The organism is Clostridium sp. UBA871, assembly GCF_002295255.1.
Lineage (GTDB): Bacteria > Bacillota > Clostridia > Clostridiales > Clostridiaceae > Clostridium_J > Clostridium_J sulfidigenes.
In genome coordinates this window covers 701,422-724,882 of the sequence record NZ_DBFV01000003.1, presented here as the reverse complement: position 1 = coordinate 724,882, position 23,461 = coordinate 701,422, and the positions used below count along the sequence as shown (strand labels likewise).

Genomic DNA, 23,461 nt, shown 5'->3' with positions numbered 1-23,461 from the left:
AGTAATAGCACCCTGTGATGCTATTACTTTTTATTTCTTAATAACTATTAAATTATGAAGTGCTCTTGTACACATTATATACATTAGATTGTCCTTGTATCTTTCTTGGATGTCCTCTTCAATTATAATAGCTCCATCAAATTCTAAGCCTTTTGCATAATAACTAGGCATAATCATAGTTCCCTCAGCAATATGAAGATTCTCTTTATCTATAAGCTTTAATGAAATATCTTCTTTTAACAAATCATATATATACTTAGATTGAGATAAATTTTTAGTTATAATAGCTATATTTTCAAGATTTTTTTTCTTTAAGCTAGTTGCTAGCTCTATAATATATTCTTTTATCTCTTTCTCATCCTTTACTAATATCTCATTAACAGAATCTCCAGTTCTAACCATAGGTACTATGGAAATATCATCTATATATCTATTACTATATTCCATGATTTCTTTAGTTGAACGATAACTTTTATTTAACTTAAACATTTCAACTGAATCCTCACTAAATATATCTTTAATACTACTTAAAGAAGAATTATTTTCAATAGGTATTAATTGCTGATTACTATCTCCAACTATAGTCATCGATTTAGTATTTACAAGTTCTTTTAACACTATAAATTGTAGTGGTGAATAATCTTGAGCCTCGTCGATTACTAAATGTTTAATTTCTCTATTAAGCCTTAAGCCCATGAGTTTAGCTTTTAAGTATAATATAGCAACCAAGTCTTCTTCTGTATATTCTTTATCACCATTAAATTCTTCATATATATTTTCTATATTTTTTCCATCTAAATAACTTAATGTAGCTTTTACTTCTATTACATCTCTTACTAATTCTCTTATTTCTAATTTTCTTTTGAATTCTAAATCATTTATATGAAGTATTAATTCTTCAGGGGTAAACTCTTTCTTTTTCTCTTTATACTTCATTTCAATAAATCTAAATTCTTCATCTCTCGCATCACTAATTCTAGAGAATAAAATTCTTTTAATTTTTTTACTTCTTCTAAATAACGGTAGTGAAGTAAAGTCTTTTGTAAACATGGTTTTTATTTCTTCTTTAGTTGCTATAACTTTATCTCTAAAGAAAACTCCATGGCTAAAATAACTATCTTCTTCTAGTTTAATAACAAGTCTATCTAGATCCTCCATAAACTTTAAGGACCTCTTATAAATAATTTTTTTCTCAAAACCTTTATCTTTATTAAGAATTCTTTCCATAACATCTTTAATATCTATAACATCATCTACATCTACTAAATCTAAAGCTAAATCTAAAAATGTAGTTTGAAACACTCCTGTTTCTCCTAAAGTTGGAAGAACATTTGAAATATAATCTATAAATATTCTATTAGGCCCTAAAATTAAAACCTTATTTTCTAAAAGATTTCTGTAATTATAAATTAAATAAGCAACTCTATGAAGTGCAATAGTAGTTTTACCACTTCCAGCTACACCATCTACAACTAGTATCTTATTCTTATCTTGTCTTATAATCTCATTTTGTTCTTGTTGTATAGTCATAACTATGTCTTTAAGCTTATCTGAAGAGTTTTTGCTTAATACCATTTGAAGAATATCATCTTTTATATCGATATTAGAATTAAATAATCCCTCTAATTTACCTCTCTTTATGATATATTGAACCCTTTCTAAAATAGAAGCTGTAATTTCTCCTTCAGGTGAATTATACTGACCAATATTTCCTGAATTATTATAAAAAAGCGCTGAAATTGGAGCTCTCCAATCTATAATTAGTGGTTCAAAGGTTTCCTCTAAAGTTACTCCAAACCTTCCAATGTATATATCTTCTATCCCATAATCTTCTTCTCTAAAAGTAACCTTACCAAAATAAGGAGAAGATTTTAACACTGTTAGTTCTTTTAATTTTCTATCAGTACTTTTAAAATTTTCTTCTTTTACGTAGTTTTCATGGTCAAAATACTCTATTATCTTATCTTCATCATCTTTAAATTCTTCTAAAACATTTTTTCTGTATTCTAATATGGCATTGGTTATATGCTTTCTTTTCTCTATACACTTAAGAATTTCATCATTTATTATTTTTATAACATGTTCTAATCTTTCTTCTTCTATGGCAACCTCTAACTGTTTCTTTAATTGGTCTTTAAGATCATTTGACATAAAACCACTTCCTTTATTAGATTCTTATAATGAATTTTCATAGTAACTTATTATAAGTTCTATATATTAATCTTAAACCCTTTCATCTATGCAAAATTAATATAATATATAGATGGATAAAGTTTACTTATACTATTTCTTCCCAACCTCTTATATCAGTAATTCCAAGACCAGGTTCATCGGACAAAGTGATTTTATTTCCTTCAAAGATTGCTCCTCCAACTATAGGGTCCTCTGCAAAGTATATCATTGTATCTAAATCTGCTGTTATCATATTTCCTCTTGAAGCTGCAAAGCTTGCTGCTGCTGTGATTCCAATTTTACTCTCTAACATACAACCAACCATACACCTTATACCCATGGTATCTGCCATATTGTAAATTCTTATGGCATTTTGTATTCCTCCACATTTCATCAGTTTTATATTGATTAAGTCACAAGCTCTATTCTGAATTACCTTAAAGGCCTCTGGGGATCCAAACACTGATTCGTCAGCTAAAATCATAGTATCCACATTATCTTTAATAAATTTTAATCCTTCGATATCCCAACCTTTAACTGGTTGTTCTACAAACTCTATGTCTAAATCTAATTGCTCTATCTTCTTAATTATCTTTATTGCATCTTTAGGTGACCAGCCTTGATTACCATCAACTCTTACTTTTATTCCTTTTCTAATAGCACGTCTAATAAATTTCACTTTTTCAAAGTCTGATTCTACATTATTTCCAAGTTTTATCTTTATATTAGTATAGCCATCTCTAGTAGCTTCATAGGCTGCATTTATCATATTTTCCATCTTATCATCATCTTGTATAGTTATATCTGTAAGTACCGTTGAATTGAATCCTCCTAATAACTTATACAAAGGAGTATTTACTCCTTTACTCCAAAGATCATATATAGCAATTTCTACAGCTGCTTTTGCACTATTATTTCCTTTAATGCATTCATCCATAACTTTAAAAATGCATTGAAGACACGTAAGATCCATTCCCTTAATAAATGTAGTAATATGTTTAATAGCACCTACAATTGAACTTTCTGTCTCCCCTGTCACTCTTGGTGCTGGAGCTGCACTTCCTATTCCCACATCTCCATTTTCCGTAAAAATCTTTACAACTACTTCGTTAGAATAATTATAAACTCCGTTTTTAGTTACGAATGGTTTTTTTAATGGCATTGTAATTCTACCAACTTTAACATCTGCAATAATCATCTTTATACCCCTACTACTTATAAATTTATATTTTTAATATTATTAATCTATCCGAATTTTATTCATATAAAATATGCTTAAAATAAAATATGATAGATTTTTTACATTTCCGTAAAAATTTCTATCTAGTCAAGTCATAATTATACACCAAAGCCTAAAGTAGTCAAGCTATATAGTAGGTTGTTTTTGTTCAATTTATTTATTTAAATAGTAGATATTACTCTCAATGTCTACATATTTCCTAATATCAACCCTGGTTATGTTTTATTCCTATGAATTTTATCCACCTTTTTTTAGCAATATATCTTATGTACATTACAAGCCTCTCTATAGCTACTTCTTCCGTATCACCTAATCTCCTTGCCATCTCAAGTGCAATGTCATATATACTTCTTTTACCATCTATTAAAGCCCACGCCAGCGATGATTTATCATCAAAAACTATATCACTAAGATTATTTTTTTTCACTAACCATCTTGCGAACTTTTCTATAGGTTTGTTATGTTCAAAGTATAAAGTAACTATATTATTATCATTAATTTTATAGTTATCATGTTCAATTTGGGGAATATATAAAAGAAAATTCTTTTCTTCTTTATTTTGTGTTTTTTTACCTTTCATACAAATCACCTACAAATTAGTTAAGAGCCTCAATGGCTCTTAACTTTAATATTATTCATAATTATATCCATATTTTTTAATATTATAAGAAATATTATCAATAATCATAATTTACCTTTAAGTTCTTTCATTATCTCCACTACAAGAAATAAGATAAATAATTACTCCAAGAATTATAAATATACCTGTTGAGAATATAGAATTTTGGGTTAACCCTTCAAAATTAAGTCCAAAGGCCACATTAAGTCCTAAAGTAGCAAACCCTGCAACTACTATACCCATTAATGCATCTCCAGCAACTAATCCAGAAGATATAAGAATACCTCTCTCTACTTTTTCTTTCATAAGGGATTCATTTTTCTTAAATTTCTTCTCAACAAATATTCTAATTATACCACCTGATAATATACCTGCATTTAAATGTATAGGTAAGTATAAACCAAGCGCAACTGGTAGTACTGGTAGACCAGATATTTCTGCAAATATAGCTATAGATACTCCCACAAACACAAGTACCCAAGGTAATTCACCAGTCATAACACCTTCTATAACCATTGACATAAGAGTAGCTTGTGGTGCTGGCACTGCTTCTGAACCAATTCCATATGTATTATGAAGCATTAATAATACATACCCAGAAACTACAGCACCAAATATTAACCCTAAATACATTCCAATTTGTACTTTCTTTGGAGAACCACCAATTACAAATGTAGTCTTTAAACTTTGAGCTGTACCACCAGCAACAGCTATAGCTACACATACTATACCACCTACCATAACAGCTGTAATCATTCCCTCTTGCCCTATATTGCCAGTTATCTTTAATATGGCTGTAACAAATAGTAAAGTAGCAATAGTCATACCCGATACAGGATTATTTGATGCACCAATTATACCAACCATTCTTGCAGAAACTACTGCAAAGAAGAATGAAAATACTACTGCCATTAGTGAGCCAATTATTCCTACTCTAATTTGTGGCAATAACCATGCAAGAACAAATACCAATATTGCTGAAGCTATCACCCAAACAATTGGCGGATCTTCATTTATTCTAGTAGTTGCACCACTTTCCTTTTTACCTATACCTGACATGGCTTCTTTAAAAGATCTAATAATGGTTGGTGCAGATTTTCCTAAAGAAATAAATCCTCCTGCGGCAACAGCTCCCGCTCCTATATATCTTATATACTTACTCCATATATCTGAAGCTCCCATCTCAGAGATTAACATAGTTGAAGGAAATAAAGGTTCTGGAACTGTACTACCTATATATTTAATAAGTGGTATTAATCCAAGCCAAGCTACAAGAGATCCTCCAAACATAAATGCCGATGCTTTTGTACCTACAATAAAGCCGACCCCTAGAAGTGAAGCTAATGTATCTATTCCAAATACGGAATTTTGATATGCAGGTATAACCCATTCTGGTCTTTCACTCCAAAGAGCAAATCCTCCAGAAGCTAACTTATAACCTCCACCAATTCCGAGACCCATTAAAACCATTTTAAATCCACTACCACCTTCACTTCCATTAACTAAAACTTCAGCTGCAGCCATAGATTCTGGATATACTAAATTTCCATGCTCCTCAACTATTAAAAATTTTCTTAAAGGAGTAACAAAAAATATACCTACTATCCCTCCTAGAAGAGTAACAATAACTATTGTAGAAACCCTTAATGTAATTCCCCATAAAATAATTGCTGGTAGTATAAATATAATTCCACCTGCTATAGATTCTCCAACTGCTGCAATTGAAGCAACCATATTAGCCTCTAATATATTGTTTCTTTTAAACAATCCTTTTAAAATCCCTGTGGCAAGTATTGCCCCAGGAATACCTGCTGAAATTGTAAGACCAACCTTTAATCCTAAATAAGTGTTTGCAGCAGCAAATATCATTGTAAATACTGCACCCATTAGAATAGAATAAACACTTGATTCAGGCATTGCCGTTGTAGTTGATATAAAAGGCATATAATCATCACCTTTTATACCACCATAGGCAGTATGGGATAATCTCTTATTATCTTTCATTTATAATTCCTCCTTTGTAAAATATATTAGTCACATTGATTATGCATCTTTTGACTTATTTTTAATATTTACTTTTCCCCTCATTCCATTACTTACCACTTTATTTTATTGCTGATTTTAGTTATTGTTAAATTCCCTTATACCTTTAAATATATTTTATGGATATGAATTTATCTTTCCCTAAATATAGTTTAATTATTATTGTATTTAGCATAAATTAAAATAAAAAAATGGTGAAATAAATTTCACCACTTCAATACTTCTTTAACATTTTACTTACTTATACACTATTTTAGTTTACCAAACCTATCAAAAGGAAATATAATAAATTTTCCTTCTCCCTGTATGTCTTCAAAAGATATATAAGGATTTTCCCATAATCGTGCATCAATAGAATTTCCTCTATTATCTCCCAAAAATAAATAACAACCTTCTGGTACATTAAAAGAACCTGTAGTATCACTAAAACTACTTACATAACTCTCCTCTAGAAACTCACCATTTATATATACACTTCCATCTGATTGAATTTCTACATTCTCTCCTGGAAGACCTACTACTCTTTTAATCAAGTCTTTATTTAGCTCATCAGAATGAAATACTAAAATATCTCCTCTTTTAATAGATGATGGTTTATAAGTTCTCAATGAAAATATTCTATCTCCTGGTGTAATAGTGGGATACATAGATTTAGTTGGAACATTTACATTGAAAAAAATAAACTTATTTATTAAAAATCCTAAAATTATAGCAATTAATGCTGGTATTATCCATTCTTTAAGAAATTTTATCACTAATTATTCCCCCCAAAGTCATTTTAAGTTTTTTATATTACTATATTACCACATTTTAAACAATAAATATCATCTTATCATATATTCTTTTATTATCTAATTTATTCCCACTTATTAATTTATTTAATAGTAGGTGAAAAACATACCTACTATTAAATTATAAAAACTGCAAATACTAATATCGTAGAATAATTTTATATTTATTAAAATTATTTGATCATATAAACATTTAATTATATAGTGGGAGGTAATATTTTGATTAATAGAAGAATTGTTACTTATAATCAAGAAGAAGATTTTTCTTATTTAAAAACTACTTCTAATCTTTCTACTTCTATTGAAAATATGGATTCAGAACTTTGCATCAAAGAACTAAAAAATATTACCTTAGTTCCTAGAAGTGGAACTCATAATAATTTTAAAATAGGAGAAGAATTTATTATGTATGTAATCTCCGGTGAATTACTATATAGCGATAACATAGGAAATTTAGAAACCCTTTCATCTGGAAATTTTCTTTATATTAATTCTATGGATGGGATAACTTATGATATTTTTAATAGTGGTATTGATTTTCTAGATATTATTGAAATAACCTTATACACCAATAATAACTCTTATATTCAAAAAAAGAATAGTAAATCTCCTATATTAAATAAATATGACTTTAAAAATTCTATTGAAAATCAGTGGATATATGCTATTAGTCCTTTAAATGGTCTGGCTCCTATTAAATCTAATTGTGATATCAATATTTATTTTGCATTACTACATCCTAACAAGGATTTAACTTTTACAATTAACAAAGATAGACAAGGCTATTTATTTCAATGTTATGGAGAAACTGAAATTTGTGCAAGTAATTCTGATAATATTACCTTAACAGGCTCTGACAGCGCTTATATTTCCAATGAAACTTTTGAAGTAAAAGCAAATATTCCTAGCAATATACTTCTCATTGAAACTGCAACTTAGTAAATATTATGGCTATGTGAAATTTATTAGAAATTTTAGCTCTGTAGATTTTTTCTTATACATAGCCTTAATATTTTTTTCTTATCATATCTTCTTTAAAAACTCTTTCTTTAAATTTCAATAGTCTAATATATTTATTATGTGATATTTTATTATTTTTATCGTATAAATAATAAAAGAGTTTTTTGGGGAGGTATCAAGTATTATGAATATTATTGCCATTATAGATATTGGTTCAAATACGGTTCACCTACTAATTGTTAATATAGATGATAAGTCCAATCCAAAGATTATAGATGAAGATAAAGAACATTTAAGACTTGGAGCTACCTTAGCTACCAATAAAATTGTAAGTTCTGAAAAAACCATTCATGTAATAACAGTTTTAAAAAAATTTTTACGTTCTTGTATTATAAATAAAGTTTCTAAAATCATATGTGTAGCTACGGAAGCTTTAAGAGTAGCTGAAAATAGTAACTATGTTCTTGATTTAATAAAAGCTCATACTGGAATTTTAGTTCAGGTTTTATCACCTAAAGAAGAAGCCTATTTATCTTACCTTGGAGTTTTTTCTACTTGTAATCTAGATAAAGGTATAATAATGGACACTGGTGGAAATAGTACAGAATTAATTTTTGTAGAAGAGGGTAAATTTACAAATTACACTAGTATTCCTCTAGGTTCTATAAACATAACTGAGAAAATAAAAGTTAATAAGCGTGGCAGATACTTGAGCTGTGACTACAACGAGGACTTTTTCTATAAGCTATTTTCTAATATACCTTGGATTGAAAGCTTTTATGGAAGCTCTTTAGTTGGCATTGGCGGAACTTTTAAGAATCTCGGAAAGATATATTCTAATTATTTAACAAATTCATGTTCATCTACTAACACAATAGAATTTTCCAACCCTCATGAACTAAAAACTCTTTGTGAAAGCCTTAAAGTTATAAGTTTAAAAGAGAGAGAAAACTTACAAGGTCTTTCAAAAAAACGTGCTGATATTATATTAGGTGGATGTGAAATAATAACTCATATTGTAAACTATTGTAACTTCTATAACATTATTATATGTAGTGAAGGCTTAAGGACTGGTATATTAAATAATTATTTAAATTCCACTAATCAACCCATTGAAGCGCATATAAATGCATATGTATGTCCATTATAATAAAAATAAAAACCACTCTAAAAAGGTGGTTTTTATTTTTATATGAATTTTGATATAAGTAAATATATAAAGTGAGCTGACATACCTGCTATTAATCCACCAAAGGTATGACTAACAATAGCTTTACCTGTTAATTCTCTACACTTTAAACCATCCATCATCGCAACGTGAGTACTTAAATATCCACTCCAACACATCCCCATAGCTGTAAATACTGCAATTTCATTACCACCTATTAATCCATTTTGTAACATTTCCGGTACTAAACCAATTGCAGCTCCTGCTGCCCCTAAAGATGTTATCGGGAAAGCTATAGCTTCAGGACTTTGGAAACCAAATAACGGAACTAATATAAATTGTAGTTTTTCCCCAATCCAAGGTAAGAGTGCGATACCTTCTGATGCAGCTCCAGTGTAAGCTCCAGATGCAGATGGTCCATTAGTAAGCATTAAAACTAAAGTACAAATTATTAAAACTCCTGGAATTATAGCAAGTCCCATTTGTACTCCTGAAGCTCCTCCTTCAAGCATAGCACCAATAAATCTTTCTCCAACACTTCCATCTCTAATTTCTCTATAGTTCATCATGTCAAAACCAGTATCATTGTCTTGTACACACATTTCTTCTTTTCCATAAATTTTCGCGGTTTGTCTAAGCATTAATCTAGTACTTATAATACTTCCTATTACAGCTCCTACATTACCTATTATAGCTGGCAGTATAAAACTTTCTCCTATAGGTGACTTTTGTCCCATCATATAGGTAGTAATAATCAACCCCATTCCAAAGGCTGTTCCTAAATTAGTTAAAGCTGGCAACTGATATTTTTTAAAATATCTTCTAAATCCTTTATCATCTGCTAAAGTAAGTATAGCAGGATTATCAGACAGATAGGTGGTTAAAACTCCTATAGCACTAGCACCAGGCAAATCATAAAGTGGCTTCATTAATGGTGATAACAATTTGTTAATTAAAGATACCACTCCAAATTCTGATAGAAGTGCAGATATAGCTCCTGCCAATACCGCAATAGCCATTATATAAAAAACTGTTTTCATTAATAAGCTATACGCAGTTTCCATTAGGGTATTAAACATATTTATGGTTCCCATAACGCTTCCCATACCTATGAAAAAACCTAAAAATAAAATTAGAAATATAATACCTTCTTTGCTAACGGCCTTTTTCAAACCCTTCTTATGCGTCAATTATTGCTCCCCCTTATTTTAAATTTTAAATCTTTTATGAATATTCCATATTTATTATGAATTATTTACCCATTAATGTCAATGGTTATTATTCGTAAATTTTTTCACTTTTTATTTCATATTTATAAATATTTTTAAATTAAATTTTATATGTGATTGTTTTCTAAATTTAATTTTCACTTTAATAAATTATATTCTTACATTATGTATTCCTTTACAGTTTTTTATTTATACTATATTAGTTATTTCTTAAAATAAAAGGTATCTAAAAATTTTATTATTTAGATACCTTTATCTTAATGACTTTTCAATACACATTTGTTTAAAACTTTAACCTACATTGAAAAAATTCTTGTTCTGAAATTTCTGAAATTCCATTAATGCAAAAACTATTACTTTCTTTATCCTCAATAAATTTATTCATTATTAACGAATCATCAAATTTAATTTCCTTAATAAAGTTAAGTTGCATATAAGATATTTTCTTTACTCTATGCCAATCTAAAGAAAAGAAATCTTCTATAAAAGAAATATATTTAGCATTATTAACATGATTATTTATATCTATATCATTGTAATATAACTTCCTATTGACAGTTTCTATAGCCTCACCTGGCATCTTTATCTTGTTAAGCTTATTATCAATGACATCCCCTACATTAATATTTATATCTACTGGGCACATGGACGGCTTTTGTGGAAGTCTAGTTTCAATATCTACAATTAAATAATATATCAAAACTCTACCAATAACTTGTCCATCCTTATCCTTAATCTTAAATCTTCTTTTCATAAAAACTTTTTCACGGCCACCTAAACAAGTTTCTACTGTTATATCTTCTCCAACCTTAGGATATCTTTCCATTGTAATTTCAACTCTAGATACTACCCAAAATAATCCTTTATTCATCATAGACTGAAAATCCACCCCCAAAATTTGAGAATGACTTTCTGAAACTTGTTGAACATAATCCATTATTGTAAATAATTTAACATTTCCCTTAAAGTCTCCTTCATGAAACTTTATAGTGAATTGTTCTTTATAATTTAGCTCCAAAATTACACCTTCTTACGCCACTTTTCTTCTTTATTCCTTATTTATATTATCTTACTATGTAGATTTAATAACAAAATTAGTATATCATAATTTATATATAACATAAAGTTAAGGAGAATAAGTTATGAATAATTTAACAAATAAGCACTTGGTTGTTATTTCAATTGATGGATTAAAAGCAGCTGATTTTGATATAATAAGTAACTTACCAACTTTTTCACAATGCATTCAAAAGGGGTCAGTAGTTAGAAATGTTAAATCTATATATCCATCATTAACATATCCAGCTCACACTACCATAGTTACAGGTAAGTATCCTAAAAACCATGGGGTTGTAAACAATAAATTATTAGAACCTGAAAAAGCTGCTCCAGATTGGTTTTGGTTCAGAAAATATGTAAATGGTCCAACACTATATGATATGGCAAAAAGTAGAGGGCTTACTGTAGGATCTATATTTTGGCCTGTTACTGGTAAATCTTCTATAAAATATAATATGCCTGAAATTTTCTCTAACAATAAATATATATCTCAAGAAATGGCATCACTTCTAGGTGGAAGCCCTATATACCAATTCAATTTAAACAGAAAATTCAAACATCTCCTTGATGGTATAAAGGAGCCTAACTTAGATAATTTTGCTACTGCTTGTGCTATAGAAACCATTAAAAAGTATAAACCTAACTTACTTTTACTACATCTCTTAGACCTAGACAGTCAACGTCATGGTTATGGTACTGATTCTAAAGAAGCTGTAGATTCACTTCATCGCCATGATGGAAGATTAGCTGATGTAATAAAAGCTCTGAAAGAAGCTGGTATATATAATAATTCTTCTATAGTTATTTTAGGTGATCATGGATTTCAAGACTTTAATAAAGTTATTACCTTAAACACCCTATTTAAAAATCAAGGGTTAATAAGCATGGGTGATGATAACAGACTTAATTCTTGGAGAGTATATGTAAAATCTTGTGATGGAAGTGCCTATGTATATGTTAAGGATGACTTTAATAAAAATCTCTCCTCAAAAGTTTATAATATTTTAAAAGCCTTATCTCTTGATGAATCTAAGGGAATTTCAAAGATATATAGAAATGATGAGATAATAGATTTAGGTGGTGATCCTAAGGCTACATTTATGATTGAAGCTAAAAGAGGTTTTATTTTTATAGATAAATTTAATGGTACTATAGTGACTTCAACCACTCCTAAAGAGGGAAAATCTAACGGAAATCATGGTTATCATCCTAATAGTCCTGATATCCATACTCTCTTTATTGGATGTGGTGAAGAGTTTAAAGAAAACTTTTTTATGAATAATATGAATTTAGTGGACATAGCCCCTACCCTCTCAAAAGTTTTAGGTATTAAATTTCCAAAATGTGATGGAAGGGTAATTGATGAAATATTGACTATCCATTAATTCTTTAAGAATAATCTATGATGTAATAAAGAGATAAGAATCTAAATTAAATTCTTATCTCTTTCCTAATTATTATACTATCATATGCATACAAAGGGCACTCAAAGTTCCAACTACAACTCCTGCACCTACATCTGTTGGATAATGTACACCAAGATAAACCCTTGAAAATCCCACAAGACTAGCAATTACTATAGATACTACTGCTAATCCAGTAAAGCTTAGTGCAATACTAACTCCAATTGAAAAAGCTGCAGTGGTGTGACCCGATGGAAAGGAATAATCATCTACACCTATCTTCTTTATGTTTAGCGTTGGAAACTTTATATATGGTCGTATCCTATTTTTTACTCTCTTTAAAAAGTGAGTAATACCGCCAGAAGTAATAATTGATAAAGATGCTAGAAATCCTAGGTTCTTAATTTCTTTACTTTTAGACATAACAGTCATCACAACAAAAACCATACAAAATGTGGCAGATCCTAAAAATGTTATATATGGCATAATTTTATCTAAAAACTTGCATCGTAATTTTTTATTTATAAACTGCAATAGTGTTATATCCACTTTTTTTATTAATTCTATCATAGATCCTCCTAAAAACATCATAAATAGATTATATATAAAAATAAGATAAAATAAAAGTTTTTCATTTAATTCTTTCTTATTTCTCTTTTATAATAAATAATTAGATTTTATGAATATATTATTTAGATTATTATTATAGTATATTTATTAGGATAAATGCAGTTTAAATGATAAAATATTTATAAGAAATATGTTTTATACATGTTATATATTGATGTTTAGGAGGTCTCTATGGAAATTTTACAATTAAAAGAAATAAAGAAAAAAATTTTAAGAAAGCTTTATAACTCTCATTTCTTAAAATCTGAAAATATATCACAAAAATTTCTTGATAAGCATATAAACTCACCAGTTTTTTTATACACACTCCAAGACATTTTAGTGGAAAAAGATTTTTCTCCATCTAAAGTTCTTTATCTATGTACTCCTTTATTAAATGATTTATATGAAGATGGTCCTAATGAATGGTTAGTATATTTATATAATTATGCCTTAAGCAAGAATTTTAAAGATGCAGTAACTATAGAATTAGATTCAAAATTAACTTCAGGATGTGAAATATTCCTTAGAATTTATAAGGTTCTATGTAATATAGAAAAATCCATATCTGATTCAGATTGTTGGCAAGCAAACTATCCTTTAATAACTTTAACAGATAGTGAAATTGAAGAACTAGAAAGAAAAGATGAATATTTAAAATTCATTAAAGCCTTTGACCGTGACTATGTATATGAAATGATGAAGCTTAATGGAGAAATATTTAAGTATAATACTTTAGATCACATCTGTGGTGTACATTACCTAGCTATGTTTTTAGCACGCCAACTTAAAACTAAAGGGTTACCTATAGATTTAGGAAGAGTCTCTGGAGCTGCTGCCGGACATGACATTGGAAAATATGGATGTAAAGGTGAAGAGCTAAAACGCGTTCCACATCTCCACTACTATTACACAGACCAATGGTTTAGAAACCACAATATAAATTATATTAGAAATATCGCTATAAATCATTCTACTTGGGATTTAGAACTTGAAAATCTATCTTTAGAATCATTAATACTCATCTATTGTGATTTTAGAGTTAAAAATGTATTTACTAATTCATATCCTACTATGCATATTTTTTCTTTAGAAAACTCTTTTAAAGTAATTCTTCAAAAACTAGAAAATGTTGATGCTAAAAAGGAATCTCGTTATAAAAAAGTATATGGCAAGTTAAAAGACTTCGAAGATTACATAAAGAGTATTGGTGTAAATGTTGATTTAGATTTTAAAGAAGACAATTTAACTTCTGCAAACCCTCCAATATATTCTTTGCTTAGAGGAAAAGAAATAACTGATAGTATGAAACATTTAGCAATAAATCACAATATAAATCTTATGTACTTATTACGTGATGAATATTCGTTAAATACTATATTAGAACAGGCTCGAAGTGAGAATAACTGGAAAAATCTTCGCCAATATATAAGAGTATTAGAAGAATATTGTACTTACTTTACTCAAAAACAAAAGCTACAAACTCTAGAATTTCTTTATGACAATTTAGCTCATAGAGAAGATGACATTCGCCGTCACTGTGCATATCTAATAGGAAAATTAATAGCTATTTTTGATGAAGATTATAGTAAAGAATTACCTAAAAACGTATCTATAGATAAACCTAACATAAATAGTTATCAATTATTTGAAGAGTATATTTCATTAATGCTTTATCCTAGCGGTAAACTAGTAAATGCTCATAAAAACTGGATTGGCTATAATACTAAAATCATGGTTAACTCTGTTTTTATAAATTCCAGAAAAATTTTTATGAAAATATATAGAAGTATTCTCTTGAAACATTATATGTCTCAAAACATAACTTCTTTTGAAACTCAGCTGTATTTACTCTATACCGCAAAGTATATATCTTTTGAGTCCTATGATGAACCTTTAGATTCACTCATAGAATTCATTATTGATAAAGTAAAAAAAAGAAATGTAGTTATAAGATTAGCTGCTCTTGAAAGTTTAAACGATATAATTCCTAAAATACCACCTACTCATTCTATACTTGATTATATGATTAAAAATCTTGGAGAAATTAAAACTAGAAGGAAAAATTCATCTGAAAATTATTTATACTTAAAAATTTTCACAACTCTTAATATGGATGACCATATATTTCTTTTTAAAACTTACTGTAAAGAAGATTATAATAAAATCCCAGATATCCTCCTTAGCAACTTAAAAACAGCTACTAATTGGGTAGTAAAAAAACATCAGATAGATATACTTCTTAATTATACACTCTATATTGCGCCAACTACAGGACTTCATACTTGCATTCACTTTTGTAATATGTTAAAAGTTAGTGCTATGGAAAGTGTTAGAAATAGTGCAGGCTCTTCAATACTTAAAATTATGCCTAACCTAAATGATTCAGAAAGAAATGAAGTAGCTATAGAGCTTTTACGTGGACTAGAAATTGAAGGCCAGAAATTCACAGAATATATATCACCTTTCTTAGGTCAGATAATCTTATGGCTAGCACCTAATGAATTAGATGAAATTATTGATGATTTAAAAAGCAAAATCAAAACTTCAAATGAAGATGTTAAGATACTAATTCTTAAAGCTATAGGAATCTCCTTGTCTAACTATGATGTATATAAATCTCGTTATAATGAAAATGAAAAAATTTATAATGAAAGATTAAAATCAATGTTATCTATTATTTTAAATGGTATAGGTGATTATAAGGATAAGGTTAAACAAGCAGCCATAATCACTCTTGGCAAGGATATATTTGGAAGTTCAACAATTTCTATAAATGATAAGTTATATGTTTTCAAATTAGTAGCTAAAAAAATTCTTACTCTTGTAGGTAATGATGACAATAATAGATTACTTTTACTAACCAATGCAGCTGCTCTAAATCACATCTATAGATTCATAGCAGACTATACTTTTTTAAATGGCGATATTCTTATAGATATACCTAAGAAAATAGCATTTTTCCCTGGTACCTTTGACCCTTTCTCTTTAGGACATAAGAATATTTCTAAAGCAATTCGTGATTTAGGTTATGAAGTATACTTAGCCGTGGATGAATTTTCTTGGTCTAAAAAAACCTTACCTAATCTTTTAAGAAAAATATTAATTAATTTATCAATTTGTGATGAATTTAATATTTATATATACCCTGAAACTATACAAGTGAATATATCTAATACTGATGATTTAAGAATGCTTAAGGAATCATTTTCAGATTCTCAAATATTCTTTGTTTCAGGTAGCGATGTACTTTTAAATGCCTCTTGCTATCGTAATCCTGTGGAAGAGGATTCCATTCATACTTTTAATCACATAATTTTTGAAAGAGGTAATTCAAAAAAACTTTTAGCTGCTAAATCTCTCATAAATGGCACTGTAGAAGTATTAAAACTTCCAGCTAAATACTCTACCATAAGCTCTAGTCAAATCAGAAACTATATAGATAGAAATAGAGATATTTCAACCTTAGTAGATCCTTTAGTTTCTCAATATATTAATGAAAATGGTTTTTACCAACGAGAACCCCTAGATAAGCTATCTCTAAATGAAAGTCACTTAGATTTTGAATTTGTTGATGAAGTTACTGATAATATAATATTAAAATTATTTTCTCATTTAAACCTTAGTAATGAAATGAAATCTATCTTATCAGAACTTAAAGATAAGGAAGCTCCTAAACTAGTAATGATTAAAGATTCTAAAAAAAGTAAAATTCTAGCTATTGCCGCAATGCATTGGGTTCGTTCAAATAATCTTTACGATGAAGTTAAAGATGAGAATATTTCTAGAGCACTTCGTTCCCTATCTACAGGAAGAATGATATTTATAGATGGAATTTATGTTACTGATAGAGAAAAATATAAATTTCTTGAGCAAATTATTTTAACTGAGGCTTTAGCTTATGCTATTTCTAAAGATTATGAATACGCTGTTTTTAATCCATGCCATAGTTCATTATCTAGCTCAACCTTAGTAGAAATAATGCTATCCCAAGGTTTTGTAAATATTGGCTCTGAAAATAAGGAGTCTCCTGTATTAGCAGTTAATATGACTAGTCCATGTATTTTGAACTTAGATGTAGAAAATATTTTAAAAGAACCTTTTAGAAGTAACTCTAAAATTAAGAATGTAATTAATTATAGAAGAAAATTATTGCAAGGTGCTCTTTCAAAATTATATCCTAATGAACTTTTACTTTGCTTTAATAGTGAAGTACTTCATCAAAAAATGATAAGAAATATTTGTGATGAAAATAGTATTTCTACTTATGTAAAAGCATCTAAGGAATATGGTGAAGCTATGTGTGTACCTTATGGTGATATTTTAGATAGAGATTTAGTACCAAATACTGTTACCAAATCCCTTCATACAGAAAAATATTATTGTGGTGATATGAAGAACTTCTTTATAGGCGAATCTCCCTATTACCTATCTTTAAATAACCAGATGAAAATGATAAAGTCCTTTAATCGACCAATTTTTTTAGTAGATAACATTCTCCATAAGGGGTATAGAATGAGAGCCTTAGACCCTATACTAATTAATCAAGAAATTAATGTAAAAAAAATCCACTGTGGTATTCTCTCTGGTAGAGGAAAAGATTTAATGGATATGCAAAATAGGCAAGTTTCTAGCGTATACTTCATACCTAGACTCAAAATTTGGTTTAATGAGAATTCTTTATATCCATTTTTAGGTGGAGATGCTATATGGAGAGGAGAATTTCCTAAACGAAACTTAATTCCATCAATTAATAGTATATTACCATACACTTACCCAGTATTTATAAAAAATACTTCCCACGAAAATGTTTATAATTTTTCTAAGGTTTGTCTTGAAAATTCTATAGAAATACTAAAAATACTTGAAAGAGAATATCATAACATATATGGGAGAAATCTAACCCTTTCATCACTAGGCGAAGTTATAACTACTCCTCGAAGTCCAGATATTGGAAAAGGAATTGAATATGATTTATCATCTACTCCATCAGCCCTAGTTGAAAAGGATTTAGAACTACTTACCAGACTTGAAAATATGCTATAAAAGGAGAACTATACATGTTTTACTATATATTTAATAATAATTTAATTATAACTAATGAATTTATAACACGAGATGACTTTATCTCTACAGATGAAAATTTCTGTAAAAACTATACTGGTAAGATCTTTGCTTTAACTTCTATAAATTGTGAAAATTCTAGAAGATCCTTTATAGTCTCTACTGAAAATCTTTTGTTTTTAGAAAAAGAGGATTTAAGTATACTTAACTCCTCTTATAAAATAAATAAAACAATACCTATCTGGCTTAAAAATGCCATTAATGAAAAAAGAGTTATTTCCTTAAATACTAATTATCCAAACTTTCTAGATGTGATAGTCTATTCTACCCCTCTAAAGTGGAAAGTAAATGTAGTTGGTTTAGGAGATGTAGGTGCAACTCTTTTAACCGGCCTTAAACTTCTAGGTAATGATGTAATATCTAGTTTAGGTATTTATGATAAGGATTTTAAAAAAGTGAATCGACTTAACCTTGAATTATCTCAAATTTTATCTTGCGATGGTAAAGAAAACAATCTACAAATTCTTCCCTTAAGGGAAGAAGATTTGTTCAACTGTGATATGTTTGTATTTTGTGTATCTGTAGGTATTCCTCCTATAGGAAAAGAAGAAAAAGATGTAAGACTTGTTCAGTTTGATGGTAACAGAAAAATCCTTAAAGTATATGGACAAATGGCAAGAGATGCAAAATTCAAAGGAATCTTTGCAGTAGTATCTGATCCTGTAGATTTATTATGCAAATCTCTTTTTATTGATAGCAATAAAAATAAGGATAATACCCTTGATTTTCAAGGTCTTGCTCCAGAGCAGATTCGCGGATATGGATTGGGGGTTATGAATGGTAGAGCAGCTTATTATAGTAGTTTAAGGGAAGATACTGCGAATTATTTACAAGAAGGTAGAGCTTTTGGTCCCCATGGTGAAGGATTAATAATTGCTAATAGTATTGAAAACTTCAATGAGTCTGCCTCGGATTTTCTTACTGAAAAGGCTAAAACTGCAAATTTGGAAGTTCGTGCTACCGGATTTAAACCATATATAGCTCCAGCCCTATCTTCTGGTGCTCTCAGCATCCTTGATACAATTAAAGGTAACTTCCACTATTCTTCAAACTTTATTGGTGGTACCTATATGGGGTGCAAAAATAAATTTCTAAATGGATGTACAGAAAACGAAACATTAGATTTACCTTTAGAATTAATGAATAGATTAAAAAATACCTATAATCTTTTAAATGAATTGTATAATAAAAAATAATAAGAATAAACTGTTTATATATCTAATATTTTTTATAACAAAAATGTTATTAATAATACTTTGTTAGGAGGGATAATAATAGAAACTTTATATGTGATATTACCAAATAAAAATACATCTCCTATATTGAATACTATGGTGTCTCATTCACTTAAAAATATACATCATGTAATAATAGATGATGTATGTAATCTTCCTGATTTATCCTATAAAAAATTACTTTTTGTAGCTCAGGTTGAGGATGTTGGTTTTGATATCCCTATGATTAACCTTCTATCAAAACTTCTAGAGAAAGGTAAAGACACCTTACTTGGATCTACCGGTGCTATTCTTATATATAGTATTGATGACCATGGTACAAAACGTTTTGCTCAAGATATTGTATATATTGCTAATAATATGGGATGTGCTTTTATAGGCCATCCTCTAGTAGAAGCCACTAGTTCTTTAAAAAATTTTTTAACGTGGCAAAAGACTATGGATATGTCATTGAATGATATTTGTTATGATCTCTGTAGGAAACTAGTCAATCGCCTTGTAAAGGATAATCCTAAGACTCTTCAAAGTGGAAAGATTTCTGTTATATACTCTAGTCCACATAAATCATCTAATACCTTAGACCTATGGCACCTAGTATCTGATCATATTAATTATTTTCAAATTAATGAAATACAAATTGAAAGAGGAGAAGTGCTAGATTGTATAGGATGTCCTTATAAACTTTGTCTTCATTATGGAAAGAAAAAAGGTTGTTTCTATGGAGGTATTATGACAGAAAATGTTCTTCCCGCCATTGAAGAAAGTGATGCAGTAATTTGGCTATGCCCTAACTATAACGATGCTATAGCAGCTAATTTAACAGCTGTAATAAACCGTCTTACAGCACTATATAGAAGATGTAACTTTTATAATAAATCCATCTTTGCTGTAATAGTATCTGGAAATTCTGGTAGTGATTCTATTGCTAAACAATTAATAGGTGCTCTTAATATAAATAAAGGATTTAGGCTTCCACCTTATTTCTCTATTCGTGCCATAGCTAATGATCCTAAAACGATTTTTTATGTAGAAAATATAAAGATGAAAAGTGAAGATTTCGGTAAAATAATTATAAATAATATAAAGGTGTAGAGATTGCTCTCATACACCTTTATATTATTATTATTTTTATTTACTTACTAGCTACTTTAAATAAATTGAAGCTATTTTTTAAGATCATAACTCCAATTTGTAATACCACCTAAATCACACACATTAGAATAATCTAAGTATTCTAGCATCATTGCAGCTCTAGCACTTTTATTGCCGCTATAGCAATATACACATACAGTTTCATCTTTATTCTGAACTATATCTTCAATGTCATGAGAAATATCACTTAAAGAAATCAATATGGCCCCTTCTATATGTCCTTCTCTGTAAGCCTGTTCATCTCTTAAATCTAGTATAACTAATTTCTCATTGCCATCCATTTTTCTCCTTAATTCTTCTGCTGAAATTTTTCCCATACTTATTATCCTCTCTTTTGCTTCTATTTACAGTACCTACCCTTATATTCATAACTAAATCAGTTTTATTATACTATATAATTGACTTTTTTTTATAAATTCTGTGAACATATACACTTAGTATAGCTGCAATAGGTACTGCCACTATCATTCCAATAGCTCCTGCGTACCCTCCTCCAATGGTTAAAGCAATTAAAGTCCAAACAGCTGGAAGTCCTACACTACCACCTACCACCTTAGGTTGTATAATATTACCATCAATTTGTTGATATATAATTAAAAGTATGAATCCCCAAATTCCAAGTGTAATACTAGAAAACATCCCCAATATAAATGCTACTACTGCTCCTATAGCGGGTCCTATATAAGGAATTACATTGCTTATACCTGCAATTACTCCAACAAGTACAGCAAATGGATGATGAATCATTAACATAAGTATAGATGAAACTATACCTACAATAAGGGCATCAAGTAAAACTCCTCTTACAAATCCTCCTACAACTTCATCTAAATCTATAATAAATTGCTTAAGTACTGTTCCTAACTTTCCTGGTATAAAAGCTCTCCCAAATCTCCTAATAGTTTTAAATAACATCTCTTTATCTTTTAAGAAATAAAATGTAAATATTATACTTAAAACAAAATCTATCATAAATGAACCAAATCCATAAATGCTATTTGTAATTATATTAACTATCTCTTGACCAATAACTGCAAATGCTGCTGTTACCTTATCAATATAAGTACTAATTTGCTGATAATTTATATCTAAAGTAGCAAAATACGAATTCAAGTTATTTATTCCATTCCTTACTACACTCTCATATTGTGGAATATTATTTATTAATGATTTTGCATTCTCTAAAAGAGGTGGAATTATAAAATTAAATATTAATACTACTGATAGTATTATTATAAAAAAAACTAATACGATACTTATAATTCTATATATCCAATTAAATTTATTATTTTCCTTTACACTAACACATTTCTTAATAAAGATTTCAATACGTCTTACTAAAGGAAATAATAAATATGAAATTATAGCTCCTATTATTATGGGTCTTATTACACTTAAAAATCCTAATATTGCATTTTTAATTATATTAATAAAAGTACCACTTCTACTTACTATTTCATAGCCTATAAATAAGGCAATTCCAGCAATAACAGCTACAACTCCAATATTTATATACTTTCTATCTATATCTAACTTTTTATCTATTCTAAACCTATCCCACATATGATTTGCTCCTTTATAAAGCTTGTTTTTATGTTGATTTAATAATATTAAAATTTAAATAATCCATCATATCTGCATTATAACACGAATAACCTAAAATTAACAAAAAATAAATATATTATTAACTTTTAAATAATTAATTTGCAAATTAAAAGAGTTCTCAATATAATTAGAGTAGTTATTTATAACCTTAGTTTAAATTAACTACAAATTTAATTATATGAGGAGATAAAGTATGGAAAATATATTTGTTATTTTAAAAGGAATGGTTATTGGTGTCTCCAATGTTATTCCTGGTGTTAGCGGAGGAACTATGGCGGTAGTTCTAGGTATTTATGATAAACTTATATCTGCTGTAAATAGCTTTTTTAAAGATTGGAAAAAAAATATTTTCTTTCTTGGTGAAATAGCTATAGGTGCAGGCTTAGGTATAATACTATTTAGTAAATTAATTACAAATCTATTAACAAATCACCCTGAGCCAACCAATTTCTTTTTTATAGGATTGATTTTAGGTTCATTTCCTATGCTATATAAAAGAGCAACAAAGGGAAAAGTAAAAAAAATAAATTATCTTTGGTTTCTCTTAACTTTCACATTAATGGTAATTATGTCTATATTTAGTGATGTAGAAGTTAGCACTATAGCTATGACTAGTTTAAGTGTAAAATCTTTTATATCCCTATTCCTAGCAGGATTCATTGCAGCTGCCACTATGATTCTTCCAGGGGTAAGTGGTTCTTTAGTACTTTTGATTATTGGACTATATACTACTTTTACTAATGCAGTTTCTACCTTTAATATTCCTTTACTTATTCCTGGTGGTTTGGGTGTTCTTGTCGGTATATTGACTATGACAAAGCTCATAGAATCCTTTATGAGTAAATATCCTCAACCTGCATATTTTGCTATTTGTGGATTAATTTTAGGTTCTGTCTTTCCAGTATATCCTGGTTTTACTTTTAATTTATCAGGAATGCTATCAATTATAACTTTTTTAATTGGTTTTATACTTACATATATACTTGGGAAAAAAGAAAATAATTAGAACATAAAAAGTAAAGACTGTTTCTAAATTGAAACGGTCTTTATTT

The 23,461-nt window shown here is 28.6% G+C and carries 17 protein-coding genes; 7 read left to right on the top strand and 10 right to left on the bottom strand.

All coding sequences use genetic code 11. From position 1 onward, the window contains the following. Nucleotides 1-30: 30 nt before the first annotated feature. The 5 genes from B3086_RS05150 to lepB all read right to left on the bottom strand — a co-directional run bounded on the left by B3086_RS05150 (nt 31) and on the right by lepB (nt 6,829). Nucleotides 31-2,151 carry a HelD family protein gene (locus B3086_RS05150; protein WP_346848937.1) on the bottom strand — a complete coding sequence of 707 codons (2,121 nt, stop codon included), beginning with the start codon at nt 2,149-2,151 and terminating at the stop codon, nt 31-33. A gap of 127 nt (nt 2,152-2,278) precedes the next feature. Further along, nucleotides 2,279-3,370 carry a dipeptide epimerase gene (locus B3086_RS05145; RefSeq protein WP_035132568.1) on the bottom strand — a complete coding sequence of 364 codons (1,092 nt, stop codon included), beginning with the start codon at nt 3,368-3,370 and terminating at the stop codon, nt 2,279-2,281. Between the two features lie 247 nt (nt 3,371-3,617). After that, entirely contained in the window at nt 3,618-3,992 is a 375-nt protein-coding gene (locus tag B3086_RS05140; protein WP_346848936.1) for a PqqD family protein, read from the bottom strand. A 117-nt stretch (nt 3,993-4,109) separates the two neighbouring features. Beyond that, nucleotides 4,110-6,035, bottom strand: coding sequence for an OPT family oligopeptide transporter (locus B3086_RS05135; RefSeq protein ID WP_346848935.1), 1,926 nt, complete (start codon nt 6,033-6,035; stop codon nt 4,110-4,112). A gap of 287 nt (nt 6,036-6,322) precedes the next feature. After that, entirely contained in the window at nt 6,323-6,829 is a 507-nt protein-coding gene (gene lepB, locus B3086_RS05130; RefSeq protein WP_346848934.1) for a signal peptidase I, read from the bottom strand. A 255-nt stretch (nt 6,830-7,084) separates the two neighbouring features. Here lepB and B3086_RS05125 point away from each other — a divergent pair, with 255 nt between their 5' ends. Both B3086_RS05125 and B3086_RS05120 read left to right on the top strand, forming a co-directional pair. Beyond that, nucleotides 7,085-7,804, top strand: coding sequence for a hypothetical protein (locus tag B3086_RS05125; RefSeq protein ID WP_346878375.1), 720 nt, complete (start codon nt 7,085-7,087; stop codon nt 7,802-7,804). A 205-nt stretch (nt 7,805-8,009) separates the two neighbouring features. Then, entirely contained in the window at nt 8,010-8,975 is a 966-nt protein-coding gene (locus B3086_RS05120) for a hypothetical protein (RefSeq protein ID WP_346848932.1), read from the top strand. 38 nt (nt 8,976-9,013) lie between these two features. Here B3086_RS05120 and B3086_RS05115 read toward each other — a convergent pair whose 3' ends face one another. Both B3086_RS05115 and B3086_RS05110 read right to left on the bottom strand, forming a co-directional pair. Beyond that, a complete protein-coding gene (locus B3086_RS05115) occupies nt 9,014-10,183 on the bottom strand; it encodes a CD0519/CD1768 family membrane protein (protein WP_346848931.1) in 1,170 nt (389 codons plus the stop codon). A 322-nt stretch (nt 10,184-10,505) separates the two neighbouring features. Further along, entirely contained in the window at nt 10,506-11,240 is a 735-nt protein-coding gene (locus tag B3086_RS05110; protein WP_346848930.1) for an acyl-[acyl-carrier-protein] thioesterase, read from the bottom strand. Nucleotides 11,241-11,364: 124 nt separating this feature from the next. On the opposite strand from B3086_RS05110, the gene B3086_RS05105 reads away from it, so the two are divergent. Further along, nucleotides 11,365-12,666 carry an ectonucleotide pyrophosphatase/phosphodiesterase gene (locus B3086_RS05105; protein WP_346892900.1) on the top strand — a complete coding sequence of 434 codons (1,302 nt, stop codon included), beginning with the start codon at nt 11,365-11,367 and terminating at the stop codon, nt 12,664-12,666. Between the two features lie 72 nt (nt 12,667-12,738). On the opposite strand, the gene B3086_RS05100 is transcribed toward B3086_RS05105, so the two are convergent. Beyond that, on the bottom strand, nt 12,739-13,254 hold the full coding sequence (locus tag B3086_RS05100) for a phosphatase PAP2 family protein (protein WP_346848928.1): 516 nt from the start codon (nt 13,252-13,254) through the stop codon (nt 12,739-12,741). A gap of 231 nt (nt 13,255-13,485) precedes the next feature. Here B3086_RS05100 and B3086_RS05095 point away from each other — a divergent pair, with 231 nt between their 5' ends. The 3 genes from B3086_RS05095 to B3086_RS05085 all read left to right on the top strand — a co-directional run bounded on the left by B3086_RS05095 (nt 13,486) and on the right by B3086_RS05085 (nt 20,744). Continuing rightward, entirely contained in the window at nt 13,486-18,339 is a 4,854-nt protein-coding gene (locus tag B3086_RS05095) for a cytidyltransferase (protein ID WP_346892898.1), read from the top strand. Between the two features lie 14 nt (nt 18,340-18,353). Then, complete coding sequence (locus B3086_RS05090; RefSeq protein WP_346848926.1) at nt 18,354-19,613, top strand: lactate/malate family dehydrogenase; 1,260 nt, start codon at nt 18,354-18,356, stop codon at nt 19,611-19,613. Nucleotides 19,614-19,691: 78 nt separating this feature from the next. Continuing rightward, the gene (locus B3086_RS05085; RefSeq protein WP_346848997.1) at nt 19,692-20,744 is read left to right on the top strand and encodes a flavodoxin family protein; all 1,053 of its coding nucleotides are present in this window, start codon (nt 19,692-19,694) and stop codon (nt 20,742-20,744) included. 71 nt (nt 20,745-20,815) lie between these two features. Here the strand turns inward: B3086_RS05085 and B3086_RS05080 are convergent, their stop codons facing one another. Then, nucleotides 20,816-21,121, bottom strand: coding sequence for a rhodanese-like domain-containing protein (locus B3086_RS05080; RefSeq protein ID WP_051824021.1), 306 nt, complete (start codon nt 21,119-21,121; stop codon nt 20,816-20,818). 73 nt (nt 21,122-21,194) lie between these two features. Beyond that, the gene (locus B3086_RS05075; RefSeq protein ID WP_346848925.1) at nt 21,195-22,367 is read right to left on the bottom strand and encodes an AI-2E family transporter; all 1,173 of its coding nucleotides are present in this window, start codon (nt 22,365-22,367) and stop codon (nt 21,195-21,197) included. A 235-nt stretch (nt 22,368-22,602) separates the two neighbouring features. On the opposite strand from B3086_RS05075, the gene B3086_RS05070 reads away from it, so the two are divergent. Beyond that, nucleotides 22,603-23,415 (top strand): DUF368 domain-containing protein, encoded by an 813-nt coding sequence (locus B3086_RS05070; RefSeq protein ID WP_346848924.1) that lies wholly within the window; start codon nt 22,603-22,605, stop codon nt 23,413-23,415. Nucleotides 23,416-23,461: the final 46 nt, after the last annotated feature.

Excerpts from the sequence above, each read along its gene's own strand:
- B3086_RS05095 (WP_346892898.1), top strand. The coding sequence starts at position 13,486 with ATGGAAATTTTACAATTAAAAGAAATAAAGAAAAAAATTTTAAGAAAG.
- B3086_RS05075 (WP_346848925.1), bottom strand. The coding sequence starts at position 22,367 with ATGTGGGATAGGTTTAGAATAGATAAAAAGTTAGATATAGATAGAAAG.
- B3086_RS05135 (WP_346848935.1), bottom strand. The coding sequence starts at position 6,035 with ATGAAAGATAATAAGAGATTATCCCATACTGCCTATGGTGGTATAAAA.
- B3086_RS05080 (WP_051824021.1), bottom strand. The coding sequence starts at position 21,121 with ATGGGAAAAATTTCAGCAGAAGAATTAAGGAGAAAAATGGATGGCAAT.
- B3086_RS05145 (WP_035132568.1), bottom strand. The coding sequence starts at position 3,370 with ATGATTATTGCAGATGTTAAAGTTGGTAGAATTACAATGCCATTAAAA.
- B3086_RS05105 (WP_346892900.1), top strand. The coding sequence starts at position 11,365 with ATGAATAATTTAACAAATAAGCACTTGGTTGTTATTTCAATTGATGGA.
- B3086_RS05070 (WP_346848924.1), top strand. The coding sequence starts at position 22,603 with ATGGAAAATATATTTGTTATTTTAAAAGGAATGGTTATTGGTGTCTCC.
- B3086_RS05120 (WP_346848932.1), top strand. The coding sequence starts at position 8,010 with ATGAATATTATTGCCATTATAGATATTGGTTCAAATACGGTTCACCTA.
- B3086_RS05150 (WP_346848937.1), bottom strand. The coding sequence starts at position 2,151 with ATGTCAAATGATCTTAAAGACCAATTAAAGAAACAGTTAGAGGTTGCC.
- B3086_RS05140 (WP_346848936.1), bottom strand. The coding sequence starts at position 3,992 with ATGAAAGGTAAAAAAACACAAAATAAAGAAGAAAAGAATTTTCTTTTA.
- B3086_RS05100 (WP_346848928.1), bottom strand. The coding sequence starts at position 13,254 with ATGATAGAATTAATAAAAAAAGTGGATATAACACTATTGCAGTTTATA.
- B3086_RS05090 (WP_346848926.1), top strand. The coding sequence starts at position 18,354 with ATGTTTTACTATATATTTAATAATAATTTAATTATAACTAATGAATTT.